Consider the following 22,358-nt stretch of genomic DNA (forward strand, 5'->3'; position numbering starts at 1 on the left):
TTTCTAATCAATGTGTTTTGGCTCGCACTTTTTCTGTTCCCCGATTGGCTTAATGTAAAATATTAGTTAAAACTGTTATCAGGTCAGACCACTTTGTTTTATCGGTTAACAGGGGAGCGTTATGAGTCAGGCATTACCGCTAGTCACCCGTCAGGGCGATCGTATCGCCATCGTCAGCGGTTTACGTACGCCGTTTGCCCGGCAGGCGACGGCTTTCCACGGCGTTCCAGCCGTTGATTTAGGTAAGCTGGTGGTCGGCGAAATGCTGGCTCGCAGCAATATCCCCGCGGATATAATAGACCTGCTGGTATTTGGTCAGGTGGTACAGATGCCGGAAGCACCGAACATCGCGCGGGAAATTGTGCTGGGTACCGGTATGAGCGTACATACTGATGCCTATAGCGTCAGTCGCGCCTGTGCGACCAGCTTTCAGGCGGTGGCCAACGTCGCGGAGAGCCTGATGGCGGGAACCATTCATGCAGGCATCGCCGGCGGGGCCGACTCCTCTTCCGTATTGCCCATTGGCGTGAGCAAAAAACTTGCCAGAACGCTTGTTGATGCCAACAAAGCCCGCACTTTGGGACAGCGCCTGAAGCTCTTTTCCCGGCTGCGTTTCCGCGATCTTCTCCCTGTGCCACCAGCTGTTGCCGAATATTCCACCGGTCTGCGGATGGGCGATACCGCTGAGCAGATGGCGAAAACGTGGGGTATCACGCGTGAGCGGCAGGATGCGCTGGCGCTTCGTTCGCACCAGCTTGCGGCGAGGGCCTGGGAGGAAGGGAAATTAACGGCAGAAGTCATGACTGCCTACACGCCGCCGTTCCGTGAACCTCTGGAACAGGATAACAACATCCGTAAGAATTCAACGCTGGCAGATTACCAAAAGTTACGTCCGGCCTTCGATCGCAAACACGGTAGCGTGACCGCCGCTAACAGTACGCCGTTAACCGATGGGGCGGCGGCGGTGATCCTGATGACCGAATCCCGGGCTAAAGCGCTTAGGTTAATACCGCTGGGCTACCTGCGCAGCTACGCTTTTACCGCGATTGATGTTCGTCAGGATATGCTGCTGGGTCCGGCGTGGTCGACGCCGCTGGCGCTGGAAAGAGCCGGGCTGACGCTGGCCGATTTAACCCTGATTGATATGCATGAAGCCTTTGCTGCGCAAACGCTGGCGAATTTGCAATGCATGGCCAGCGATCGATTTGCCCGTGAGGTGCTTGGCCGCTCGCAGGCTATCGGCGAAGTCGATGAGAGCAAATTCAACGTGCTTGGCGGTTCGATTGCCTACGGCCATCCCTTTGCCGCCACCGGCGCGCGAATGATTACCCAAACGCTGCATGAACTGCAGCGTCGCGGCGGAGGGTTTGGGCTGGTTACCGCCTGCGCGGCGGGTGGGTTGGGTTCAGCTATGGTTCTGGAGGCCGAATGATGGAAACCGTGTCGGCATTTACGCTTGAGGTTCGCCCGGACAATATCGCTGTCATCACCATTGACGCGCCAGGTGAAAAAATGAACACCCTGAAAGCTGAGTTCGCCAGCGAGGTGCGGGGAATTATCCGTCAGCTCCGCGACAATAAAGAACTGCGCGGCGCGGTATTTATTTCCGCAAAAGCGGATAACTTTATCGCCGGGGCCGATATCAACATGATTGCCCGCTGTCATTCCGCTCAGGAAGCGGAGGCGCTGGCCCGTCAGGGGCAGCAAATCATGGCCGAGATCCACGGGCTCCCCATTCCAGTGATCGCCGCAATTCACGGCGCATGCCTGGGCGGAGGCCTGGAACTGGCGCTGGCCTGCCACGGGCGGGTATGCAGCGATGATAATAAAACCCGGCTTGGCCTGCCGGAAGTTCAGTTGGGCCTGCTGCCAGGTTCTGGCGGCACCCAGCGTTTACCGCGATTAATTGGCGTCAGCAGCGCGCTGGAGATGATCCTGACCGGCAAACAGCTTCGCCCGCGCCAGGCTCTGAAGGCGGGACTGGTCGATGAAGTGGTGCCACAGACCATCCTGCTACAAACCGCAGTTGAACGGGCTCTTAAAGGTCGTCCGGCAAGCCGTACCGTCCCGGCGCGCGAACGTATTCTCGCAGGACCTCTCGCCCGCAGCCTGCTGTTTCGTCTGGTAGCGAAAAAGACGCATCACAAAACCCAGGGCAACTACCCGGCAACTGAGCGCATTCTGCAGGTGATTGAGACCGGACTGGCGCAGGGCTGCAGCAGCGGATACGCAGAAGAAGCCCGCGCTTTTGGCGAGCTGGCGATGACGCCGCAATCGCAGGCGCTACGATCGATTTTTTTCGCCAGCACCGATCTTAAAAAAGATCGCGGTGCGGATGCGCAGCCCGTCGCGCTGCGTAGCGTGGGCATTCTTGGCGGAGGACTGATGGGGGGCGGCATCGCCTACGTCACCGCATGCAAAGGAGAATTGCCGGTCCGCATTAAGGACATTCAGCCGCGCGGGATAAATCATGCATTGAAATACAGTTGGGATCTGCTCGATAAACAGGTGCGCCGCCGCTATCTGCGCGCCAGCGAGCGCGATCGCCAGATGGGGTTGATTACCGGTTCGCTGGATTACCAGGGCTTTGCCCATCGCGATGTGGTGATCGAAGCGGTATTTGAAGATCTGGTGCTCAAGCAGAAAATGGTCAGCGAAGTGGAACAACACTGCCACCCGGAGACGATCTTTGCCTCTAATACGTCGTCTTTACCGATCGCAGAGATCGCGGCGCAAGCGAGCAGACCGCAGCGGGTTATCGGCCTGCACTTTTTCAGCCCGGTAGAAAAAATGCCGCTGGTCGAAGTGATTCCACATCGTGGTACCGATCGGCAGACTATTGCCACGGTGGTAAAGCTGGCGAAGCTGCAGGGGAAAACGCCGATTGTCGTCGCGGATAAAGCCGGATTTTATGTTAACCGAATTCTCGCGCCCTATATTAATGAAGCCATGCGCCTGTTAATAGAAGGGGAGCCGATCGATCACATTGATAAGTCGTTGATTCAATTTGGCTTTCCGGTAGGGCCAATTCAGCTTCTTGATGAAGTGGGGATCGATACCGGCACTAAAATTATTCCCGTTCTGGAGGCGGCATGGGGAGAGCGTTTTAGCCCGCCTGCAAACATCATTAGCGCAATTCTGAATGACGATCGCAAAGGGAGAAAAAATAACCGGGGTTTCTATCTTTATGCGGTAAAAGGGCGTAAAAGCAAAAAACGGCCCGACCCGGCGATTTACAACCTGCTGGGTATCGCTTCTCCACAGGCGCGCTTGTCCGCGCAGCAGGTGGCGGAACGCTGCGTCATGATGATGCTCAATGAAGCGGCGCGCTGCTTCGATGAGCAGGTTATTCGCAACGCTCGCGATGGCGATATCGGCGCCGTGTTTGGCATTGGCTTTCCGCCGTTCCTTGGCGGCCCGTTCCGCTATATGGATAGATTGGGTGCGGGGGAAGTCGCAGCGATTTTGCAGCGTCTGGCCGCACAATACGGCCCGCGTTTTACACCATGTGACACTTTGTTACACATGGCCGAGCAGGGGGCGGCCTTTTGGCCCGCTGATGAACGTACGACCTAAGTTGTGGTCAAAGAAGGTAAATCCGTTTGTGAATGGCGCAGTGCTTTGGCGATTTTGTAAGCGATAGTTGACTATACTTACGCCATTGAGGTAAAAAACAGCGTTTCATTCGTTGAATGGATCAGGCACAATGCCCGGCCACCGGGTCACCTGCGTATCGTCTACGTGGGTAAGACCGCGGTGCTTCTGGTTAACAAAAGCGGTGCAATATGCAAGTTTTTATCATGCGTCACGGCGACGCTGCCCTCGATGCAGCCAGTGACTCGGTTCGTCCATTAACCGTCTGCGGTTGCGATGAGTCTCGTCAGATGGCAACCTGGCTGAAAGGTCAAAAAGTGGATATTGAGCGAGTTCTTGTCAGTCCCTACCTGCGTGCAGAACAGACGCTGGAAATCGTTGGGGAGTGCATGAATCTGCCAAAAGATGTCGACGTGATGCCGGAACTCACGCCGTGCGGCGATGTTGGCATGGTCAGCGCTTATCTCCAGGCGCTGGCGAATGAAGGTGTGGCGACGGCGCTGGTCGTGTCCCACCTCCCTCTGGTGGGGTACCTCGTCTCAGAGCTGTGCCCGGGGGAAACTCCCCCGATGTTCACCACTTCGGCGATTGCCTGCGTTACGCTTGATGCCAGCGGCAAAGGCGAGTTCAACTGGCAAATGAGCCCCTGCAATTTGAAGATGGCGAAAGCTATCTGATTTCCTCCGGAGCCGACGTTTTACGGAAGCTCCGGCGGTTGCCACTCTTCAACTTCAATCAGTACCAGCAGTGCGGCGTCACCGCCGTACTCTTTTGGTGCCTGATGAAACGCCATGATATGCGGGTGCTGAGCCAGCCATAGCGGCGTTTGCTGTTTGAGAATATGCTTCCCATGCCCGTGCATTACGCAGGCGCAAAATACGTGCTCGCGACGGCAGGCGGCAATCAACGCCCCCAGCTCCTGCTTGGCCTGCTGCTGGGTCAAACCGTGCAGATCGAGAAACAGCTCCGGCGAATAATCACCCCGACGCAGTTTTTTCAGCTCAAAGTGGCTGACGTCCGCACGCACATACTTCACCGATCCTTCGGTATTCAGCAACGGCTGAAACTCATCAGAAAAGTAGTGGCTGTTATCGGCCTGCTCCTGGAGCAGCCGCTTGGGCGGTACTTCAGCGATTTTTTTGCGCTGCGGACGGTGAACAATCGTGTCCTGCTTAATCTGACGAGTGCCGGTCATTAGCTGCCGGAACAATGCCTGATCCTCCTCGCTTAGCGTTGTTTTCTTTTTCATTACCTGGTCTCATTTTTTCTTTGCCGGTAGTTTACCCGACTCGCCACGCATCCAGGCAAGGAAAACCTCTTTTTCCCCCTCAGCGTGACGTAAGAATGCTGATTTATCCCCGTCTTCGTGGCAAACTAGCCGCCGAATTTATAGCAGAGCGTGCCCTGGGGGATAGCGTGGATAAAATTTTTGTTGATGAAGCCGTTAATGAGCTTCATACCATTCAGGACATGCTGCGTTGGGCGGTTAGTCGCTTCAGCGCTGCAAATATCTGGTACGGACACGGTACCGACAACCCGTGGGACGAAGCGGTGCAGCTGGTGATGCCGTCGCTGTATCTGCCGCTCGATATTCCGGAAGATATGCGCACCGCGCGCCTGACTTCCAGTGAGAAACACCGCATCGTTGAGCGCGTGATTCGCCGCATTAACGAACGCATTCCGGTCGCTTATCTGACCAACAAAGCCTGGTTCTGCGGACATGAGTTTTACGTCGATGAGCGCGTGCTGGTGCCGCGCTCGCCGATTGGCGAACTCATTAATAACCATTTTTCCGGCCTGATTGACCACTATCCGCAGCACATCCTCGATATGTGCACCGGCAGCGGCTGTATCGCTATCGCCTGCGCTTACGCTTTTCCGGAAGCGGAAGTCGATGCGGTCGATATTTCCCCTGATGCGCTGGCCGTTACCGAGCAGAACGTAGAAGACCATGGCTTAATTCACCACGTGACGCCAATTCGCTCCGATCTGTTCCGCGACCTGCCGAAGGTGCAATACGATCTGATCGTCACTAATCCGCCGTACGTCGATGAAGAAGATATGTCCGACCTGCCGGGTGAATATCGTCATGAACCGGTTCTCGGCCTGGCGTCCGGTAGCGATGGCCTGAAGCTAACTCGGCGGATCCTGGCCTGCGCGCCGGATTATCTCAGCGATGACGGTATCCTGATTTGTGAAGTCGGCAACAGCATGGTACATCTGATGGAACAGTATCCTGACGTTCCATTTACCTGGCTGGAGTTTGAAAACGGCGGCGATGGCGTCTTTATGCTGACTAAACCGCAGCTGATTGCCGCCCGCGCGCATTTCGGCATCTATAAAGACTAAAACAACACGCAAACATAACGACAAGAACGGAGCCGTGATGGCAGGAAACACAATTGGACAACTCTTTCGCGTCACGACGTTTGGCGAATCGCACGGCCTGGCGCTGGGCTGTATCGTCGACGGCGTACCGCCCGGCATTCCGCTAACCGAAGCCGATCTGCAGCACGATCTCGATCGCCGACGTCCGGGAACATCGCGCTATACTACCCAGCGCCGCGAACCGGACCAGGTTAAAATCCTCTCCGGCGTATTCGAGGGGGTGACTACCGGGACCAGCATTGGTCTGCTGATTGAGAATACCGATCAGCGTTCTCAAGATTACGGCGCGATTAAAGACGTTTTCCGCCCGGGTCACGCTGACTACACCTACGAACAGAAATATGGCCTGCGCGACTATCGCGGCGGCGGTCGTTCCTCTGCCCGTGAAACCGCTATGCGCGTGGCTGCCGGAGCGATTGCCAAGAAATTCCTCGCCGCGAAATTCGGGATTGTGATTCGCGGCTGCCTGACCCAGATGGGGGATATTCCTCTGGCTATCAAAGATTGGGAACAGGTTGAACAAAACCCGTTCTTCTGTCCGGATCCGGAGAAAATTGAAGCGCTCGATGAACTGATGCGCGGCCTGAAAAAAGAGGGCGACTCCATCGGAGCGAAAGTAACCGTGGTGGCCGATGGCGTTCCGCCGGGGCTCGGTGAGCCGGTATTTGACCGCCTCGATGCGGACATTGCGCACGCGCTGATGAGCATTAATGCGGTGAAGGGCGTGGAAATTGGCGATGGTTTTGAGGTGGTGAAGCTTCTCGGCAGCGAAAACCGCGATGAAATTACCAAAGCGGGTTTCCAGAGCAACCACGCGGGCGGCATTCTCGGTGGTATCAGCAGCGGTCAGCAGATCGTGGCGAACATTGCGCTGAAGCCTACCTCCAGTATTACCGTTCCGGGACATACGATTAATCGCTCTGGCGAAGAAGTCGAGATGATCACCAAAGGGCGTCACGATCCCTGCGTTGGCATTCGTGCGGTACCGATTGCCGAAGCGATGCTGGCGATCGTGCTTATGGATCACTTTATGCGTCAGCGCGCGCAAAATGGCGACGTGACGACATCAACTCCACGCTGGTAATAGATGAAAAAAACCGTTATCGCACTGCTGGCGCTTCTCGCCAGCGGTACCAGCCTGGCGGCAACGCCGTGGCAGAAAATCACCCAGCCCATCAGCGGCAGCCCGCAGTCGATTGGTGCATTTGCCAATGGCTGCATCGTTGGCGCGCAGGCGCTGCCGTTAAACGCCACCGGCTATCAGGTGATGCGTACCGATCAGCGCCGCTACTTCGGCCATCCGGATCTCGTGCAGTTTATTCAGCGTCTAAGCAACCAGGCGTATAACAGAGGTATGGGAACGGTACTGATTGGCGATATGGGGATGCCGGCAGGGGGGCGTTTCAACGGCGGTCATGCCAGCCATCAGTCCGGGCTTGACGTCGATATTTTTCTGCAGCTTCCGCAGGCGCGCTGGAGTTCAGCTCAGCTGCTGAAGCCGCAGGCGCTGGATCTGGTGGCCCGCGATGGTCAGCGCGTCGTGCCGTCGTTGTGGAGCCCGCAAATTAGCCAGCTGATTAAAATGGCGGCGGAAGATAGCGACGTCACGCGTATTTTCGTCAACCCGGCAATTAAGCAGCAGCTGTGCCTGGATGCCGGTAACGATCGCGACTGGCTACGCAAAGTTCGCCCATGGTTCCAGCACCGGGCGCATATGCACGTGCGCCTGCGCTGTCCGGCAGGCAGCCTTGAGTGTGAAGATCAGGCTCCGCCACCGGCCGGCGATGGCTGCGGTGCGGAATTGCAAAGCTGGTTTGAACCCCCTAAACCAGGATCAACCCCACCTGTGAAGAAGACGCCGCCTCCGCTGCCGCCTTCCTGCCAGGCGCTACTGGATGAGCATGTTCTTTAATGGATAGTTTTATCGATCTTTTTATGGTGTCGCCGACGGTAATGGTGGTGCTGTTTTTCGTGGCCATTCTGGCGGGATTTATTGACTCCTTGGCGGGCGGCGGCGGGCTATTAACCGTCCCGGCCCTGATGGCGGCGGGTCTTCCTCCAGCGCAGGCGCTGGCAACGAATAAGCTGCAGGCCTGCGGCGGGTCGCTGTCCGCTTCGCTTTATTTCATCCGCCGCAAGGTAGTGAATCTGGCCGACCAGAAGCTCAATATTCTGATGACCTTTCTCGGCTCGACCGGCGGCGCGCTGCTGGTCCAGCACGTCCAGTCTGATGTTCTCAAACAGATACTGCCAATCCTGGTTATCGGCATTGGCCTCTATTTTCTGCTGATGCCTAAACTCGGCGAAGAGGACCGGCAGCGACGTCTGTACGGTCTGCCGTTTGCCCTGGTGGCTGGCGGCTGCGTCGGTTTTTACGATGGTTTCTTTGGCCCGGGCGCCGGATCCTTTTACGCGCTGGCTTTCGTCACCCTGGCGGGGTTCAATCTGGCGAAATCGACCGCGCATGCAAAATTGCTTAACGCGACGTCCAACGTTGGCGGCCTGCTGCTGTTTATTATTGGCGGTAAGGTGATTTGGGCGACCGGCTTTGTGATGATGGCCGGGCAGTTTATCGGCGCTCGCGCGGGATCGCGACTGGTGCTGAGCAAAGGACAGTCACTGATTCGGCCAATGATCGTTGTGGTGTCGGCGGTGATGAGCGCGAAACTTCTTTATGATAGCCATGGACAGGAGCTCCTCCGCTGGTTGGGGATGAACTAATGAACAGTACGCATAAATACGAACAGCTGATCGAAATCTTCGACGGCTGTTTTGCCGTTGATTTTAATACCCGTCTGATTAAAGGCGATGACGAACCGATCTATCTTCCAGCAGATGAAGAGGTGCCCTACAACCGCATCGTCTTTGCCCACGGCTTTTATGCCAGCGCGCTGCACGAGATTTCGCACTGGTGCATTGCCGGAAAGGCGCGCCGCGAGCTGGTTGATTTCGGTTACTGGTACTGCCCGGACGGGCGCGACGCGATGACCCAGTCAAAATTTGAAGACGTCGAGGTGAAACCTCAGGCGTTCGACTGGCTGTTTTGCGTGGCAGCGGGATATCCGTTTAACGTCAGCTGCGACAATCTGGAAGGGGATTTTGAACCCGATCGGATCGCTTTTCAGCGGCGGGTACATGCCCAGGTCATGATCTACCTGGAGCAAGGGATCCCTGAGCGTCCCGCGCGTTTTATCAAGGCGCTGCAAGAATATTACCAAACGCCGCCTTTGACGGCAGAACAGTTCCCGTGGCCGGAAGACCTGCACTAAGGCCACGCTTTACATAATATGAGGAAAGAAGATGATCGCGGAGTTTGAATCACGCATTCTGGCGTTAATTGACAATATGGTAGACCACGCCAGTGATGATGAACTGTTTGCCGGCGGTTATCTGCGCGGCCACCTGACGCTGGCGGTGGCCGAGCTGGAAGGAGAAGGGGAGCATACTGCGCAGGCGGTGCATGATAAAGTGACCCAAAGCCTGGAAAAAGCCATCAGCGCGGGCGAACTGTCGCCGCCGGATCAGATACTGGTGCAGGGAATGTGGGACAGTTTGTATCAGAAGGCGATGCAGGCGTAGTTCTGTAGCGCTTACTTAAGCCGACGCCCGGCGTTCATCCCGCCGGGCACGGTTCCTCCGCTATTATTTCACCGCTCTCCCTTTCAGCAGTTTTCTTACCCATAGCCGGTTCGGATTCAGCGCAGCTAGCGTCTCTTGATCCATCGGTAATGGCTCATTGCTCATTTGCGCCGCGAGGATCTCTGCCGCGAGCGGGGCGGAGCAGAGGCCGCGCGAACCCAGCGCTCCCAGCATATAAAGATTGCGGTAAACCGGCGCTGCTTCGGCCTTATCCTGATGTTCAGCCAGCGAGGCATATTCACTTAAGGTCGCGTCATAATCAGGCACGCTGCCGACCATCGGCAAATGATCGCGCGTCGCACAGCGCACGCCGCTGCGGGACTCATTCGCGCTTACGTCAACCTCCCGCGTCCATTGCGCCTGCGGGAAACAGTCTATCAGACGCTGTCGATTCTGCTGCTGATCGTCGGCGCTAAACGCGGTATCCGTCTGTCCACGATGATAGCTGGCGCCGATGCAGTGCTGCTGGTTGTGCGGGTTTTGCGGCGTCAGGTAGCCGTTGTAGCACAGCACCTGGCGTAAAGACGATAGCCCTGGCGTTGTTGGTATATGGCTGACCTGGCCGGCGACGGGATACATCGGAAGATGCTCCGTCTGGCTGAAGCGGGTTACCTGATGGCCATTGGCCAGCACCACGACTTCATGAAACTGACGATCGTTTAATTGCCAGCCGGTATTGTCCGCGCTGATAGTCTCTACGGGATAGCGGTAGTGAACCCGTAATCCGCGAGTGGCGGCGAGCGCCAACAGTTCTGCGGTTAACTGCTGGGGGCACAGCCAGCCTCCGGCGGGATAGGTTATTCCTCCGCAGCCGGTTTCCACTCCTGCTTGTTCCGCAGCGCTCTGCGCATTAACGGCGAGGGCGATTTCCGGCGGCAGATTAAGCTCAACCATCTGGGCAATTTTATGCGCGCTTTTTTCATCCCAGCCCAGCTGCGTCACCCCGCACCAGTCATGATCGAACATGACCGGCAGATCGTCGTAGAGGCGGCGAGCGAAAGTAAATGCAGCGGGGAAAAAGCGGGCCAGGGCGGGGTCGTGCTGGCTGAGCAGCGGATAGAGCGCTCCCTGGCGATTGCCGGATGCGCCTTGTGCCGGAGCGTCATCGGCGCAGTATAGTGTCACCTGCCACCCGCGCCGCAGCAGCGCCAGAGCGAGCAGGGCGCTGGCGATCCCTCCGCCAACAATCGCCGCATCGCGCTGTTCGGTGCCGCTGCGGGCAAACCACGGCGCACGCGCGGGAAAGTTGAGTCGTTGATTCATTTCCCCGATGAGCATTTCTCGCTTGCGGCCAAAGCCCTTGCGTTTCTGCATGCTGAAACCGGCTTCCTCCAGCCCGCGGCGCACAAAACCTGCGGAGGTAAAGGTGGCCAGAGTGCCGCCGGGTCTCGCCAGGCGAGCCATTGCCGCAAAGAGTTCCGCCGTCCACATGTCCGGGTTTTTGGCGGGCGCAAAGCCATCCAGAAACCAGGCGTCTACCTGCTGATTGAGCGAGTCGTCCAGCTCGTTGGTCAGCTGGTTAATATCGCCAAACCATAAATCCAGCGTGATGCGGCCCTCGTCCAGCAGCAGTCGATGACAGCCGGCAAACGGCAGCGGCCAACGGGCCTGCAGCTGCTCGGCCCAGGGCGCAAGCTCCGGCCAGTGCTGGTGAGCGAGGCGCAGATCGTCCGCGCGCAGCGGGAATTTTTCGAAACTGATGAAGTGTAATCTTTGCAGGGTAGCCTGAGGGTTATCGCGGCGAAAAACGTCAAACGCCTGCCACAGCGTCAGAAAGTTAAGGCCGGTACCGAACCCGCTTTCGGCAACCACAAATAACGGACGTGAATGTGTTGAAAAGCGTTCGTTGAGCCGGTTGCCGTCGAGGAAAACGTAGCGCGTCTCTTCCAGACCGTTGTCATTGGAAAAGTAGACATCGTCGAAATCTCGGGAAACAGGTGTACCCTCAGCGTTGAATTCCAGGTTGGCAGGTTGTATGGCGTTTTGTTTCACGTAAGTTACTCGAATCACAAGGCGTAGAACGATCTTAACGATGTGTGCCTGAGGGCGCAAATTTATACACAAATTGGCTGATCGGACTTGTTCGGCGTACAAGTGTACGCTATTGTGCGACTCGAAACTTAATATAGTGCGACTTACAGAGGTATTGAATGAAACGTGCAGTGATTACTGGCCTGGGCATCGTTTCCAGTATTGGTAATAACCAGCAGGAAGTCCTGGCATCTCTGCGTGAAGGACGCTCCGGGATCACTTTCTCTGAAGAGTTTAAAGATTCGGGAATGCGCAGCCACGTATGGGGCAACGTTAAACTGGATACAACCGGTTTGATCGACCGTAAAGTGGTTCGTTTCATGAACGATGCCTCTATCTATTCCTATCTCTCCATGCAGCAGGCGATTGAAGATGCAGGCCTGAAAGATGAGGTCTATCAGCAAAACCCGCGCGTGGGCCTGATTGCCGGTTCTGGCGGTTCTTCTAAGTCTCAGGTTTTTGGCGCTGATGCCATGCGCAGCCCGCGCGGCCTGAAAGCTGTAGGTCCTTATGTGGTGACCAAGGCGATGGCATCCGCGGTCTCCGCTTGCCTTGCAACACCTTTCAAAATTTACGGTGTGAACTACTCCATCAGCTCCGCCTGCGCAACGTCTGCGCACTGCATCGGTAATGCTGTGGAACAAATCCAGCTGGGCAAACAGGATATCGTGTTTGCCGGTGGCGGCGAAGAGCTGTGCTGGGAGATGGCGTGTGAGTTCGACGCGATGGGCGCGCTGTCCACCAAATATAACGAAACGCCGGATAAAGCTTCCCGTACTTATGATACCCACCGTGATGGTTTCGTTATTGCTGGCGGCGGCGGTATGGTTGTGGTTGAAGAGCTGGAACATGCTCTGGCGCGCGGCGCGCACATCTATGCTGAAATCGTTGGCTACGGCGCAACTTCCGATGGCGCAGATATGGTTGCCCCGTCCGGTGAAGGTGCGGTTCGCTGCATGAAGATGGCGATGGAAGGCGTAGATACGCCAATTGACTATCTGAACTCCCACGGTACCTCTACGCCGGTAGGCGATGTGAAAGAGCTGGGGGCGATTCGCGAAGTCTTCGGCGATAACAGCCCGGCTATCTCCGCGACCAAAGCGATGACCGGTCACTCCCTGGGCGCCGCTGGCGTACAGGAGGCTATCTACTCTCTGCTGATGCTGGAACACGGCTTTATTGCCCCGAGCATCAACATTGAAGAGATGGACGAACAGGCAGCTGGTCTGAACATTGTGACCGAGCCGACCGAGCGTGCGCTAACTACCGTAATGTCTAACAGCTTCGGCTTTGGCGGTACTAACGCTACGCTGGTGATGCGTAAATACAGCGCATAACGAGCACGCTTTGCAAGGGGAGCCTGCCGGCTCCCCTTTTTTGTATTCTTGACAGACCCCAGGGTGTAAAGGCAAACTCCTGCCACAACATTATTCTCTCAGATAATGCGTAAGCGTTTAACGTCATCCAACGCGCCTTAAACCTGATAATCAGGTGGAGAGGGCGTGGCCATCACCTCGCCTTACTCTGCGAACTGGAGTAAAGCATGTCCGCAGTCACTGAAACAAAAAAAACGCCTTCAGCGAATGGCTCGCTGTTTCGGATCACTTTCGCCGTTTTTCTTACCTATATGACCGTTGGCCTGCCGCTGCCGGTTATCCCCTTGTTCGTCCATCAGGAACTGGGCTTCGGCAACACCATGGTTGGTATCGCCGTTGGTATCCAGTTTCTGGCGACCGTATTAACCCGCGGCTATGCAGGTCGTCTGGCGGACCAGTACGGCGCGAAACGCTCTGTGCTACAGGGGATGCTGGCCTGTGCGCTGGCTGGAGGTGCCTGGCTATGCGCCGCGCTGCTGCCGGTCCCCGTAATGGCGAAGTTTGGCCTGCTGGTGCTGGGCCGTCTGATCCTGGGGTTTGGTGAAAGCCAGCTGCTCACCGGCAATTTAAGCTGGGGAATGGGGCTGGTGGGCCCGATGCGCTCAGGTAAAGTGATGTCGTGGAACGGCATGGCGATATACGGCTCGCTGGCGGCCGGAGCTCCGCTGGGGCTGCTGATCTACAGCCATTACGGCGTTGCAGCGCTGGCCGGCGTCACCATGGTGCTGCCGCTGGTGGCGTGGGCAATTAACGGCACGGTGCGTAAAATTCCCGCCCACGGCGGCGAGCGTCCGTCGCTGTGGAGCGTGGTGGGAATGATCTGGCGGCCCGGTATCGGTCTTGGACTGCAGGGCGTCGGTTTCGCGGTGATAGGCACGTTCGTCTCCCTCTATTTCGCCAGCAACGGCTGGGCGATGGCCGGTTTTACCTTAACCGCGTTTGGTGGAGCATTTGTGCTGATGCGCGTGCTGTTTGGTTGGATGCCGGACCGCTTCGGTGGGGTGAAAGTGGCCATCGTTTCGCTGTTGATTGAGGCGGTAGGCCTGGCGCTGCTCTGGCAGGCGCCCAATGCCTGGGTCGCGCTGGCGGGCGCGGCGCTAACCGGCTGCGGTTGCTCGCTTATCTTCCCGGCGCTGGGCGTAGAGGTTGTGAAGCGGGTACCGCCGCAGGTTCGAGGAACGGCGCTTGGCGGCTACGCCGCGTTTCAGGATATCTCCTACGGCGTCACCGGCCCGCTTACCGGATTGCTTGCGACTTCTTTAGGCTATTCTTCCGTCTTCCTGGCGGCGGCAATATGCGCCGTGCTGGGGATCCTCATTACGCTGGTATCGCTGCGTAAATAGGCCTTTTGTTCGGCCCGGTATACGGGCCGAACAGGCGGTTAAATCACCAACCACAGCAAAATAAGCCCCGCGAGCAGCGTCAACGCGATAGCCCAGGGCTTTTTAAACGCCAGCCACGGCGATGAAGGCGGCGCCTGAACCGGCGGGATCGCCAGCGTCTCTTGCGCTCTGGCGACCCTGAGCACGAAAATTTTGTTCAGCAGCGTCAGCAGCTGGGCTGCGCTTAGCGGCGTTTGCGCCGTTGCGTGCCAGCTGGTTTGCGCAAAATCCATCACTCTTTGCCACTCCGCGGCTTCAAGCGGCTGCTTCAAGGAGGCCTGCAATGACATCAGCGTCGGCGTAGCCTGCGTGCTGAGCGTTTGCCGCGCATGGAGCCAGTAAGAGAGGGGAGTGAAGTGGGTCGCCGGGATCAGTTCCCCGCTTTTGACGCCGCTTAGCTCCAGCATCGACTGCCAGATGAGCTTGCTGGACTCCCCGGTAGCTGCTGCCAGTTTGGTCACCTGTTGATTGAGCGTATTGTGTTCCGCTGGCAGCAGTGGACGATGAGTTGGCGGGCGCTGCTGCGGCTGAGGAATCGAGAGCTGGCCGCTTTGCAGCAGTTGCAAAACATTCTCCAGCTGCGGCTGAGTGAGCGCATGCAGCGCGGTTTGACCGTCATGCTGACGAATATAATCGCTGACCGCCTGACGATTATTACCCTGGTTCAGCAGTTCGCTCAGCTGCGCCAGGATTTGCCGGCGGTGGTGATTCTGTTGGGCAAGGATTAAGCGCTGGTTCAGGCTGTGTTCGGCGGCCGCAAAATGGCTTGCCAACAGCGGGGCGTCGTTTTTCAGGCTCAGATCGTGCTTTACGCAGGCCCACACTTCCGCACTTTGCTGCGATGTTAACGCCACCAGGCGCGTAATGAGCCGCTCAAGCGCGGTGCGCTGCTGGGTAGTGAGCGGAGGTTCGCCTGTCCCCGGAGGGCGATCGGACATACCTGAAACGGGATGCGTCATGATTAATCCTTTGCGTAGTGCTGTACTAAATTACTGTACTCAGGGCCGGGTGGTGATGTTCCTGGCGGGCAGATTATGGCACACTTCCCCGGTTTACTCTCGCTCTCAGACAGGTACTGAACCGTGAAAATCCTCGTTGATGAAAATATGCCCTATGCGCGTGAGCTTTTTAGCCGCCTGGGGGAAGTGAAGGCCGTTGCGGGTCGTCCCGTTCCGGTCGAAGCGCTCAATGACGCTGATGCGCTGATGGTGCGATCCGTCACCAAAGTTAACGAAGCGCTGCTCTCCGGCAAGGCTATCAAATTTGTTGGCACCGCAACGGCAGGCACCGACCATGTCGATCAGGCGTGGCTGCAGCGGGCGGGAATCGGTTTTTCCGCGGCGCCTGGCTGTAACGCTATCGCGGTGGTGGAATATGTCTTTTCAGCGCTGCTCATGCTGGCTGAACGCGATGGCTTTGCGCTGCGCGACCGTACCGTCGGGATCGTGGGCGTCGGCAACGTGGGCGGGCGCCTGCACAAACGTCTCGAGGCGCTGGGAATTAAAACGCTGCTTTGCGATCCCCCGCGCGCCGATCGCGGCGATGAGGGCGACTTCCGTCCTCTTGACGAGCTGGTGCAGGAAGCCGATATTCTGACTTTCCATACGCCGCTCTATAAGGAAGGGCAGTACAAAACGCTGCACCTGGCGGATGAGGCGCTGATTCGCCGCCTGAAGCCGGGGACGATATTAATCAACGCCTGCCGTGGGGCAGTGGTGGATAACGCTGCGCTGCTTAAACGACTACAGGAAAATCAGCCGTTAAGCGTGGTGCTGGATGTCTGGGAGCCGGAGCCGGACCTGAATATCGAGCTGCTCAAGCGGGTGGATATTGGTACGCCGCATATTGCCGGCTACACCCTTGAAGGAAAAGCGCGCGGTACGGCCCAGGTTTTTGAGGCCTACAGCGCGTTTATTGGCCACCCGCAGCAGGTGGCGCTGGACACGCTGCTACCGGCGCCGGAGTTTGGTCGCATTACGCTGCACGGGCCGCTCGATCAGGCAACGCTAAAACGGCTGGCGCATTTGGTGTATGATGTGCGCCGCGATGATGCGCCGCTGCGAAAAGTCGCGGGCGTTGCGGGCGAGTTCGATAAGCTGCGCAAGAATTACCAGGAACGTCGCGAATGGTCTTCGCTGTACGTGCAGTGTAGTGATGCCCAGGCGGCGACGCTGCTGCGCCAGCTTGGCTTTAACGCCGTACATCATCCTGTTCGTTAATATCATCTTAATGCGCCTGCTGGATAATCCGGCAGGGCCGCTTTTTTTCTGGAGTACACCACCATGTCTGAAGGCTGGAATATTGCCATACTGGGCGCAACGGGCGCCGTAGGCGAAGCCCTGCTCGAAACTCTTGCCGATCGTCAGTTCCCGGTGGGGGATATTTATGCCCTTGCGCGTAGCGACAGCGCCGGTGAACATCTGCGTTTTGCGGGCAAGTCGGTTCTCGTACAGGATGCGGCGGAGTTCGACTGGACCCAGGCCCAGCTGGCATTTTTTGCCGCGGGTGTAGAAGCGACCGCAGCGTATGTCGAAGAGGCCACGAACGCGGGCTGCCTGGTGATTGACTTAAGCGGTCTGTTTGCTCTGGAGCCGGATGTGCCGCTGGTGGTGCCGGATGTTAACCCATTCGTACTGGCGGATTACCGCAACCGTAACGTTATCGCGGTAGCGAATAGCCTGACAAGCCAGCTGCTGTCGGCGTTAAAACCGTTGATCGATCAGGGCGGTCTGTCGCGTATAAGCGTAACCAGCCTGCTTTCTGCTTCCGCTCACGGTAAAAAAGCGGTTGATGCGCTGGCGGGCCAGAGCGCTAAATTACTCAACGGTATGCCAATCGATGACGATGATTTCTTCGGCCGCCAGCTGGCGTTCAATATGCTGCCGCTGCTGCCCGATCGTGAAGGAAGCGTGCGCGAAGAGCGGCGTATCGTCGATGAAGCCCGCAAGATACTGCAGGATGACGGTCTGATGATCTCCGCTAACGTCGTGCAGTCGCCGGTGTTCTATGGCCACGCGCAGATGGTGAGCTTTGAAGCGCAGCGTCCACTGGCGGCCGAAGAGGCGCGCGATGCCTTTAGCCGCGGGGAAGATATCGAGCTGTCCGAAGAGGGCGAATTCCCGACGCAGGTCGGGGATGCTTCCGGCAACGCCCGCCTTTCCGTCGGCTGCGTGCATAACGACTATGGTATGCCTGAACAGGTGCAGTTCTGGTCAGTCGCCGATAACGTTCGTTTTGGCGGCGCGCTGATGGCGGTGAAAATCGCTGAGAAGCTGGTTCAGGAGTATTTGTACTGATGTCTGAGATGGAGCAGCCGCCGGTCTACAAAATCGCGCTGGGCATCGAATACGATGGCAGCAAGTACTACGGCTGGCAGCGGCAGAACGAAGTCCGCAGCGTACAGGAGAAGCTGGAAAAGGCGCTCTCGCAGGTAGCGAACGAGCCTGTTAACGTTTTTTGCGCGGGCCGTACGGATGCCGGCGTTCACGGAACCGGCCAGGTCGTGCATTTTGAAACGCGCTCGCAGCGTCAGGATGCCGCATGGACCCTGGGCGTCAATGCCAATTTACCCGGCGATATCGCGGTTCGCTGGGTGAAGCGGGTTCCTGAGGATTTTCACGCCCGCTTCAGCGCCACCGCGCGCCGCTATCGTTATGTTATCTATAATCATCGTCTGCGGCCGGCGGTATTGAGCCGCGGCGTAACCCATTATTATCACCCGCTGGATGCAGAACGGATGCAGCGCGCCGCTCAGTGCCTGCTGGGAGAGAATGATTTCACCTCGTTTCGTGCGGTGCAGTGCCAGTCGCGCACGCCGTGGCGGAACGTGATGCACATTAACGTCACTCGTTATGGTGCATATGTGGTGGTGGACATCAAAGCGAATGCCTTTGTACATCATATGGTAAGGAATATTGTCGGCAGTCTGATGGAAGTAGGTGCCGGTAACCAGCCAGAGAGCTGGATTGCAGAACTTCTGGCGGCAAAAGACAGGACGCTTGCCGCCGCAACGGCAAAGGCGGAAGGATTGTATCTGGTGGCGGTGGATTACCCGGCGCGCTACGACCTCCCTGTCATGCCGATGGGCCCGCTGTTTTTGGCGGACTAACCTGGTCATTAAGGGCTAACGCAAATTATGGATCTGATTCACTTTTTAATCGATTTTATCCTGCACATTGATGTGCATCTGGCTGAGCTGGTCGCGGAGTACGGTATTTGGGTATACGCGATTTTGTTTTTGATTCTGTTCTGCGAAACCGGCCTGGTGGTCACGCCGTTTCTGCCGGGGGATTCTCTGCTGTTTGTGGCAGGAGCGCTCTCCGCGCTGCCGACTAACGATCTCAACGTGCATTTAATGGTGCTGCTGATGGTCATTGCGGCGATTGTTGGCGATGCGCTGAACTACACGATTGGCCGGCTGTTCGGTGAAAAGCTTTTCAGCAACCCCGATTCGAAAATTTTCCGCCGCAGCTATCTGGATAAGACCCATAGCTTCTACGAACGCCACGGCGGCAAAACCATCATCCTGGCCCGTTTCGTGCCGATTGTCAGAACGTTTGCGCCGTTTGTTGCGGGAATGGGGCATATGTCCTATCGTCATTTTGCGATGTATAACGTCGTTGGCGCGCTGCTTTGGGTACTGTTATTTACCTATGCGGGTTATCTGTTTGGTGATTTGCCGATCGTACAGGAAAACCTTAAGCTGCTGATCGTCGCGATTATTGTTCTGTCCGTACTGCCTGGCGTCATTGAAGTCATCCGCCACAAGCGGGCGGCGGCGAAACAGGCGAAATAACGCGGCGACGATCTTCGGACGGTATGCCGCCGTCCGAAGAGTGAAGTGTGAGCGGTTCGACCACTTTTTTATCCCATGTTACGGGATGTTATGATTTAATGTGCAACATTCATGGTCTGTGAGGGGCAAAAATGGCATTATGCGCCCCTTGCGACAAAACTGGCATCGACCAGGTTCAGGTAGAAAGGTTATCAATGAGCTGGATTGAACGAATTAAAAGCAATATAACCCCCACCCGTAAGGCAAGTATCCCTGAAGGTGTATGGACCAAGTGCGACAGCTGCGGTCAGGTATTGTACCGCGCAGAGCTGGAGCGCAACCTGGAGGTTTGCCCTAAGTGCGATCACCACATGCGTATGTCGGCGCGTAACCGCCTGCATAGCCTGCTGGACGAAGGTTCCCTCGTGGAGCTGGGAAGCGAGCTCGAGCCGAAAGATGTGCTGAAGTTCCGCGATTCGAAAAAGTATAAAGACCGTCTGGCCTCAGCCCAGAAAGAGACTGGCGAAAAAGACGCGCTGGTGGTCATGAAAGGCACTCTGCATGCTATGCCGGTTGTTGCCGCAGCTTTCGAATTCTCCTTTATGGGCGGGTCAATGGGCTCTGTGGTCGGCGCGCGTTTTGTCCGCGCGGTTGAGCAGGCTCTGGAAGACAACTGCCCGCTGATTTGCTTCTCCGCATCCGGCGGCGCGCGTATGCAGGAAGCGCTGATGTCGCTGATGCAGATGGCGAAAACCTCCGCTGCGCTGGCGAAAATGCAGGAGCGCGGATTGCCGTATATCTCCGTGCTGACTGACCCCACCATGGGCGGTGTCTCGGCGAGCTTTGCGATGCTGGGCGATCTGAATATCGCCGAGCCGAAAGCGCTGATCGGCTTTGCCGGTCCCCGCGTTATCGAGCAGACCGTTCGCGAGAAGCTGCCGGCAGGATTCCAGCGCAGTGAGTTCCTGATTGAGAAAGGGGCGATCGACATGATCGTTCGCCGCCCGGAAATGCGTCTGAAGCTGGCCAGCATTCTGGCGAAGCTAATGAATCTTCCGGCGCCAAATCCGGAACCCGCTCACGAAGGTGAGGTGGTGCCACCGGTGCCGGATCAGGAACCAGAGGCCTGATAATGCAGAGGGCAGGCCTGACGGCGCTGCCCTTTTTTATACGCGTAGTTATCCTAACTCTTGCCGGACATCATGGAAAAACAACCTATTCCTCAGGCCACGTCGCCCCTGGCTACGTGGCTTTCTTATCTGGAACATCTGCACAGCAAAACTATCGATCTTGGGCTGGCGCGCGTCAGCGAGGTCGCGCAGCGGATGGCGGTAATAAAACCTGCGCCGTTTGTCTTTACGGTCGCGGGGACCAACGGCAAAGGCACCACCTGCCGTACCCTGGAATCGGTGCTGATGGCGGCGGGCTACAAGGTTGGCGTATACAGTTCGCCGCATCTGGTGCGCTACACCGAGCGGGTGCGCGTGCAGGGCGAAGAGCTGCCGGAACTCGCGCATACGACCTCTTTTGCCGAAATTGAAGCCGCGCGCGGCGATATTTCCCTGAGCTATTTCGAGTTCGGTACTCTCTCTGCGCTGTGGTTGTTTCAGCAGGCGCGACTGGATGTGGTGATTCTTGAGGTGGGCCTGGGCGGCCGCCTTGATGCTACCAATATCGTCGATGCTGACGTGGCGGTGGTCACCAGTATTGCCCTCGATCATACTGACTGGCTGGGGCCCAATCGCGAAAGTATCGGTCGTGAAAAGGCGGGGATTTTCCGCTCAGGCAAACCGGCCATCGTCGGCGAACCCGATATGCCGTTGACCATCGCAGAGGTGGCGAGCGAAAAAGGGGCGCTGCTCCTGCGCCGTGGCGTTGACTGGCAGTACGACGCCAGTCAACAAGGCTGGTCCTTCCGCGATCGGCAGGGGGCGTTAAACGATCTACCGCTGCCGCAGGTACCGCTGCCGAATGCGGCAACCGCGCTCGCGGCCCTGCGCGCCAGCGGGCTTAAGGTGAAGGAGCAGGCGATGCGCGACGGCATTCAAAACGCGATGCTGCCTGGGCGTTTCCAGATAATCAGCGAAGCGCCGCGGACGATCCTTGACGTTGCTCATAACCCGCACGCGGCGGCCTATCTCGCCGGGCGTCTCAAAACCTTATCGAAAACGGGGCGCGTACTGGCGGTTGTTGGTATGCTGCATGATAAGGATATCGCAGGTACGCTGGCGAATTTGCAGGCGGAAGTTGACGACTGGTACTGCGCGCCGCTGGAAGGACCGCGCGGAGCCACGGCGGAGCAGCTGCTGGAACATTTACGCGCAGGTAAAGTCTATACCAGCGTTGCGCAAGCGTGGCATGCGGCGATGGCGGATGCCAGACCTGAAGATACGGTGCTGGTCTGTGGTTCATTCCACACGGTGGCGCATGTAATGGAAGAAATAGACGCGGGGAGAACCGGTGGCAAGTAAGTTTCAGAACCGTTTAGTCGGGACGATTGTGCTGGTAGCGCTGGGGGTGATTATCCTGCCAGGGCTACTGGATGGTCAGAAAAAACATTATCAGGATGAGTTTGCCGCCATTCCTCTGGTGCCTAAACCAGGGGACCGCGATGAGCCGGATATGTTGCCAGCGGCGACTCAGGCGCTGCCTTCGCAGCCTCCGGAAGGGGCGGCGGAAGAGGTGAGAGCCGGTGACGCCGCGGCGCCATCGTTGGATCCGTCGCGCATACCGGTGAACAACAACAGTTTTGATGTGGTTCAGGAGCCGGTTGTCGCGCCAAAACCGCAGGCGCAGCCGAAACCTCAGCCGAAGCCGGTAGAGAAACCACAGCAGCAGGTTGCGGCGCAGACGCCGCCGCCTAAGCCACAGCAGCAGGCTGAAATCCCGGCGCCGACCGGTAAAGCATACGTAGTGCAGCTGGGCGCGCTAAAGAACGCCGATAAGGTCAACGAAATTGTGGGCAAGCTGCGCGCTTCCGGTTTTAAGGTTTACACATCGCCTTCGACACCGGTGCAGGGTAAAATTACCCGTATTCTTGTGGGGCCGGATACCTCAAAGGATAAGCTTAAAGGCCAGCTTGGAGAACTGAAGCAGCTTTCAGGGCTCAGCGGCGTGGTCATGGGCTACAGCCCGAACTAACTCTCTCTTTTTTAAAAGAGTAGCGAGCTGAAA

Annotated in this window: 21 protein-coding genes; 18 read left to right on the plus strand and 3 right to left on the minus strand. The window is 57.3% G+C overall.

The annotated features are described in order from the left end of the window. The first annotated feature begins 121 nt into the window (after positions 1–121). The 3 genes from fadI to sixA all read left to right on the plus strand — a co-directional run bounded on the left by fadI (position 122) and on the right by sixA (position 4,271). Complete coding sequence (gene fadI / locus K2184_RS07020) at positions 122–1,432, plus strand: acetyl-CoA C-acyltransferase FadI (RefSeq protein ID WP_023329886.1); 1,311 nt, start codon at positions 122–124, stop codon at positions 1,430–1,432. Continuing rightward, the gene (gene fadJ / locus K2184_RS07025) at positions 1,432–3,576 is read left to right on the plus strand and encodes a fatty acid oxidation complex subunit alpha FadJ (RefSeq protein ID WP_163525201.1); all 2,145 of its coding nucleotides are present in this window, start codon (positions 1,432–1,434) and stop codon (positions 3,574–3,576) included. Before fadI ends, fadJ begins: the two co-directional genes overlap by 1 nt. Positions 3,577–3,785: 209 nt before the next feature. Beyond that, entirely contained in the window at positions 3,786–4,271 is a 486-nt protein-coding gene (gene sixA / locus K2184_RS07030; protein ID WP_014230284.1) for a phosphohistidine phosphatase SixA, read from the plus strand. Between the two features lie 20 nt (positions 4,272–4,291). Here sixA and smrB read toward each other — a convergent pair whose 3' ends face one another. Beyond that, entirely contained in the window at positions 4,292–4,843 is a 552-nt protein-coding gene (gene smrB, locus K2184_RS07035) for an endonuclease SmrB (protein WP_004104178.1), read from the minus strand. A 167-nt stretch (positions 4,844–5,010) separates the two neighbouring features. On the opposite strand from smrB, the gene prmB reads away from it, so the two are divergent. The 6 genes from prmB to K2184_RS07065 are packed head-to-tail and all read left to right on the plus strand — an operon-like array spanning position 5,011 to position 9,561. Continuing rightward, on the plus strand, positions 5,011–5,943 hold the full coding sequence (gene prmB, locus K2184_RS07040) for a 50S ribosomal protein L3 N(5)-glutamine methyltransferase (protein WP_024274529.1): 933 nt from the start codon (positions 5,011–5,013) through the stop codon (positions 5,941–5,943). Positions 5,944–5,980: 37 nt separating this feature from the next. Further along, entirely contained in the window at positions 5,981–7,066 is a 1,086-nt protein-coding gene (aroC, locus tag K2184_RS07045) for a chorismate synthase (RefSeq protein WP_163525174.1), read from the plus strand. A gap of 3 nt (positions 7,067–7,069) precedes the next feature. Next, positions 7,070–7,894, plus strand: a complete 825-nt coding sequence (mepA, locus tag K2184_RS07050; RefSeq protein WP_004104171.1) for a penicillin-insensitive murein endopeptidase — start codon at positions 7,070–7,072, stop codon at positions 7,892–7,894. Next, positions 7,894–8,703 carry a sulfite exporter TauE/SafE family protein gene (locus K2184_RS07055; protein WP_064355762.1) on the plus strand — a complete coding sequence of 270 codons (810 nt, stop codon included), beginning with the start codon at positions 7,894–7,896 and terminating at the stop codon, positions 8,701–8,703. The genes mepA and K2184_RS07055 overlap by 1 nt, the downstream gene beginning before the upstream one ends. Next, positions 8,703–9,251: an elongation factor P hydroxylase gene (locus K2184_RS07060; protein WP_004104167.1), complete on the plus strand. Its 549-nt coding sequence runs from the start codon at positions 8,703–8,705 to the stop codon at positions 9,249–9,251. Before K2184_RS07055 ends, K2184_RS07060 begins: the two co-directional genes overlap by 1 nt. Before the next feature lie 31 nt (positions 9,252–9,282). Next, positions 9,283–9,561 (plus strand): YfcL family protein, encoded by a 279-nt coding sequence (locus tag K2184_RS07065; protein ID WP_004104165.1) that lies wholly within the window; start codon positions 9,283–9,285, stop codon positions 9,559–9,561. A 63-nt stretch (positions 9,562–9,624) separates the two neighbouring features. On the opposite strand, the gene mnmC is transcribed toward K2184_RS07065, so the two are convergent. Continuing rightward, positions 9,625–11,613, minus strand: a complete 1,989-nt coding sequence (gene mnmC / locus K2184_RS07070) for a bifunctional tRNA (5-methylaminomethyl-2-thiouridine)(34)-methyltransferase MnmD/FAD-dependent 5-carboxymethylaminomethyl-2-thiouridine(34) oxidoreductase MnmC (RefSeq protein WP_070585473.1) — start codon at positions 11,611–11,613, stop codon at positions 9,625–9,627. Positions 11,614–11,771: 158 nt separating this feature from the next. On the opposite strand from mnmC, the gene fabB reads away from it, so the two are divergent. Continuing rightward, positions 11,772–12,989: a beta-ketoacyl-ACP synthase I gene (gene fabB, locus K2184_RS07075; RefSeq protein ID WP_004104161.1), complete on the plus strand. Its 1,218-nt coding sequence runs from the start codon at positions 11,772–11,774 to the stop codon at positions 12,987–12,989. Positions 12,990–13,195: 206 nt separating this feature from the next. Further along, positions 13,196–14,371 carry an MFS transporter gene (locus K2184_RS07080; RefSeq protein WP_004104159.1) on the plus strand — a complete coding sequence of 392 codons (1,176 nt, stop codon included), beginning with the start codon at positions 13,196–13,198 and terminating at the stop codon, positions 14,369–14,371. A 38-nt stretch (positions 14,372–14,409) separates the two neighbouring features. Here K2184_RS07080 and flk read toward each other — a convergent pair whose 3' ends face one another. After that, entirely contained in the window at positions 14,410–15,369 is a 960-nt protein-coding gene (gene flk / locus K2184_RS07085; RefSeq protein WP_004104157.1) for a flagella biosynthesis regulator Flk, read from the minus strand. 123 nt (positions 15,370–15,492) lie between these two features. Here flk and pdxB point away from each other — a divergent pair, with 123 nt between their 5' ends. From pdxB to dedD, 7 genes are all read left to right on the plus strand, one after another. After that, positions 15,493–16,629 carry a 4-phosphoerythronate dehydrogenase PdxB gene (pdxB, locus tag K2184_RS07090; RefSeq protein WP_163525175.1) on the plus strand — a complete coding sequence of 379 codons (1,137 nt, stop codon included), beginning with the start codon at positions 15,493–15,495 and terminating at the stop codon, positions 16,627–16,629. A 63-nt stretch (positions 16,630–16,692) separates the two neighbouring features. Then, positions 16,693–17,706, plus strand: coding sequence for an aspartate-semialdehyde dehydrogenase (locus K2184_RS07095; RefSeq protein ID WP_004104155.1), 1,014 nt, complete (start codon positions 16,693–16,695; stop codon positions 17,704–17,706). Continuing rightward, on the plus strand, positions 17,706–18,518 hold the full coding sequence (truA, locus tag K2184_RS07100) for a tRNA pseudouridine(38-40) synthase TruA (protein ID WP_004104154.1): 813 nt from the start codon (positions 17,706–17,708) through the stop codon (positions 18,516–18,518). Before K2184_RS07095 ends, truA begins: the two co-directional genes overlap by 1 nt. 27 nt (positions 18,519–18,545) lie before the next feature. Continuing rightward, entirely contained in the window at positions 18,546–19,205 is a 660-nt protein-coding gene (locus K2184_RS07105) for a DedA family protein (protein WP_004104153.1), read from the plus strand. A gap of 194 nt (positions 19,206–19,399) precedes the next feature. Then, positions 19,400–20,314, plus strand: a complete 915-nt coding sequence (accD, locus tag K2184_RS07110) for an acetyl-CoA carboxylase, carboxyltransferase subunit beta (RefSeq protein WP_016808402.1) — start codon at positions 19,400–19,402, stop codon at positions 20,312–20,314. Between the two features lie 72 nt (positions 20,315–20,386). Continuing rightward, the gene (folC, locus tag K2184_RS07115) at positions 20,387–21,655 is read left to right on the plus strand and encodes a bifunctional tetrahydrofolate synthase/dihydrofolate synthase (protein WP_196557105.1); all 1,269 of its coding nucleotides are present in this window, start codon (positions 20,387–20,389) and stop codon (positions 21,653–21,655) included. Beyond that, complete coding sequence (gene dedD, locus K2184_RS07120) at positions 21,645–22,325, plus strand: cell division protein DedD (protein WP_004104150.1); 681 nt, start codon at positions 21,645–21,647, stop codon at positions 22,323–22,325. The genes folC and dedD overlap by 11 nt, the downstream gene beginning before the upstream one ends. Positions 22,326–22,358 lie beyond the last annotated feature (33 nt).

The organism is Klebsiella sp. K5-306 (assembly GCF_051835185.1).
Lineage (GTDB): Bacteria > Pseudomonadota > Gammaproteobacteria > Enterobacterales > Enterobacteriaceae > Klebsiella > Klebsiella oxytoca.